Source organism: Leucobacter sp. M11, assembly GCF_035726885.1.
Classification (GTDB): domain Bacteria; phylum Actinomycetota; class Actinomycetes; order Actinomycetales; family Microbacteriaceae; genus JAPFRB01.
This window is the reverse complement of sequence record NZ_JAPFRB010000002.1, coordinates 589859-592205: the sequence shown is the minus strand read 5'-3', so window position 1 is coordinate 592205 and position 2347 is coordinate 589859. Positions and strand designations below refer to the sequence as shown.

Below are 2347 nucleotides of genomic sequence, written 5' to 3'. Positions count from 1 at the left end.
GCCGCGTGGGGCCCGTCATCGGGGCCGCCCTGGGCGGCGCGGGGCACGCCATCACCGGGGTGAGCGCCGTGAGCGAGGCGAGCCGGGACCGCGCCGAGGCGCTGCTGCCCGGGGTCCCGGTGCTGGAGGTCGCGGAGGTCGTGCGCCGCTCGGAGCTCGTGATCTTTGCGATCCCCGCGGGCGAGCTGCCGGGCCTGGTCGAGGGGCTGACCGCGCTCGGGGCGTGGCAGCCGGGGCAGATCGTCGCGCACACCGCCGCGGAGCACGGCTTTGGCGTCTTTGCCCCCGCGATGGCCTCCGGTGTGATCCCCATCGCCTTCCACCCGAGCATGGTGTTCTCCGGCACGAGCATGGACCTGGCCCGGCTCGCGGAGTCGAGCGTGGCGGTCACCGCGCCCACCCCCGTGCTGCCCATCGGCCAGGCGCTCGTGGTCGAGATGGGGGCCGAGCCCGTCGTGATCGAGGAGCAGCACCGGGCCGTCTACGCGGACGCGGTCGCCGCCGCGGGGGAGTTCTCCGCCGCTGTGGTGCGGCAGGCCGTCGAGGCCCTCCGCGGGATCGGCGTCGAGGCCCCGGGCCGGACCATCGCCTCGATCGTCCGGGCCTCGGTGGACGAGGCGCTGCGCGCGGCCTCGGGGGAGTCGGACCCGCTCGCCTGACCCGCCGCCGAACGGCCTGTGCTGCCGGGCAGCACCCGGGCGCTCGCGCACCGCGGCTCCCCTCGGGGCGGGGCACCGCCGCGGCGGGGCGGAAAGACGGGACCGGGTAGACTGCTGGGGACCACCCCCAGCAACTATTGGAGCCGCCCCCGTGACCGAGCAGAACGCGCCCGTCGACCAGCCCAGCGAAGAGGACATCTTCGAGCAGAAGGCCGTTCGTCTGGCCAAGCGTGAGCGCCTGAACGCGGAGGCGACGAGCCTCGGCGGCGGCGCCTACCCCGTCTCGGTGCCGGTGACCCACACCATCCCCCAGGTGCGCGCCGAGTTCGGCCACCTGGAGGACGAGGCCGGGTCCTCCTCCGGCCAGACCGTGGGCGTCGCGGGCCGCGTCGTGTTCCAGCGCAACACCGGCAAGCTCTGCTTCGCGAGCCTGCAGGCCGGCGACGGCCAGCGCATTCAGGCCATGCTGAGCCAGGCCGAGGTCGGCGAGGACAGCCTCGCCCGCTTCAAGGAGCTCGCGGACCTGGGCGACCACCTCTTCGTGACCGGCGAGGTCATCTCCAGCCGCCGCGGCGAGCTGTCGATCATGGCCACCGACTGGCAGATCGCCTCGAAGGCCGTGAACCCGCTGCCGAACATGTACTCCGAGCTGAACGAGGAGACCCGGGTGCGCCAGCGCTACCTGGACCTCATCGTCCGCGAGCAGGCCCGCACGAACGTGGTCACCCGCGCGAAGACGATGGCGAGCCTGCGCGAGACCTTCGCGGGCCACGACTTCCTCGAGGTCGAGACCCCGATGCTGCAGACGATGCACGGCGGCGCCTCGGCCCGCCCCTTCGTCACGCACTCGAACGCCTTCGACATGGAGATGTTCCTCCGGATCGCGCCCGAGCTATTCCTGAAGCGCGCCGTCGTCGGCGGCCTGGAGCGGGTCTTCGAGATTAACCGCAACTTCCGCAACGAGGGCGCCGACTCCACGCACAGCCCCGAGTTCGCGATGCTGGAGGCCTACGAGGCGTACGGCGACTACAACTCCATCGCCGACCTGACCCAGGAGCTGATCCAGAACGCGGCCGCCAAGGTCTCCGGCGACGGCTCGCACGTGGTCACCTGGGCCGACGGCACAAAGTTCGACCTGGGCGGCGAGTGGGACCGGATCAGCATGTACGGCACCCTCTCTGAGGCCGCGGGTGTCACGGTGACCCCCGAGACGAGCGTCGAGGACCTGCTCGCGCTCGCCGAGCGTGAGGGCGTCGAGGTGCACCTGCCGAACCACGGCAAGCTCGTGGAGGAGCTGTGGGAGCACTTCGTGAAGGACGGCCTGGAGCGGCCCACCTTCGTGATGGACTTCCCCGTCGAGACGAGCCCTCTCACCCGCCAGCACCGCTCGATCGCGGGCGTCGTGGAGAAGTGGGACCTGTACATCCGCGGCTTCGAGCTGGCCACCGGCTACTCCGAGCTCATCGACCCGGTCGTGCAGCGCGAGCGCTTTATGGAGCAGGCCAAGCAGGCCGCAGCGGGCGACGACGAGGCGATGGGCGTCGACGAGGAGTTCCTGAAGGCCCTCGAGCACGCCATGCCCCCGTCCGGCGGCATGGGGATGGGCATGGACCGCCTGCTCATGGCCCTGACCGGCCTCGGTATCCGCGAGACGATCCTCTTCCCGCTCGTCAAGTAGTCGCTTCGTG

Annotated in this window: 2 protein-coding genes; both read left to right on the top strand. The window is 71.6% G+C overall.

Translation table 11 applies throughout. The annotated features are described in order from the left end of the window. Positions 1 to 659 (top strand): DUF2520 domain-containing protein (locus OOT08_RS07165; protein ID WP_325091912.1); only part of this gene is annotated, 659 nt, incomplete at its 5' end. A gap of 151 nt (positions 660 to 810) precedes the next feature. Beyond that, complete coding sequence (gene lysS / locus OOT08_RS07160; RefSeq protein WP_325091911.1) at positions 811 to 2337, top strand: lysine--tRNA ligase; 1527 nt, start codon at positions 811 to 813, stop codon at positions 2335 to 2337. The last annotated feature ends 10 nt before the right edge of the window (positions 2338 to 2347 follow it).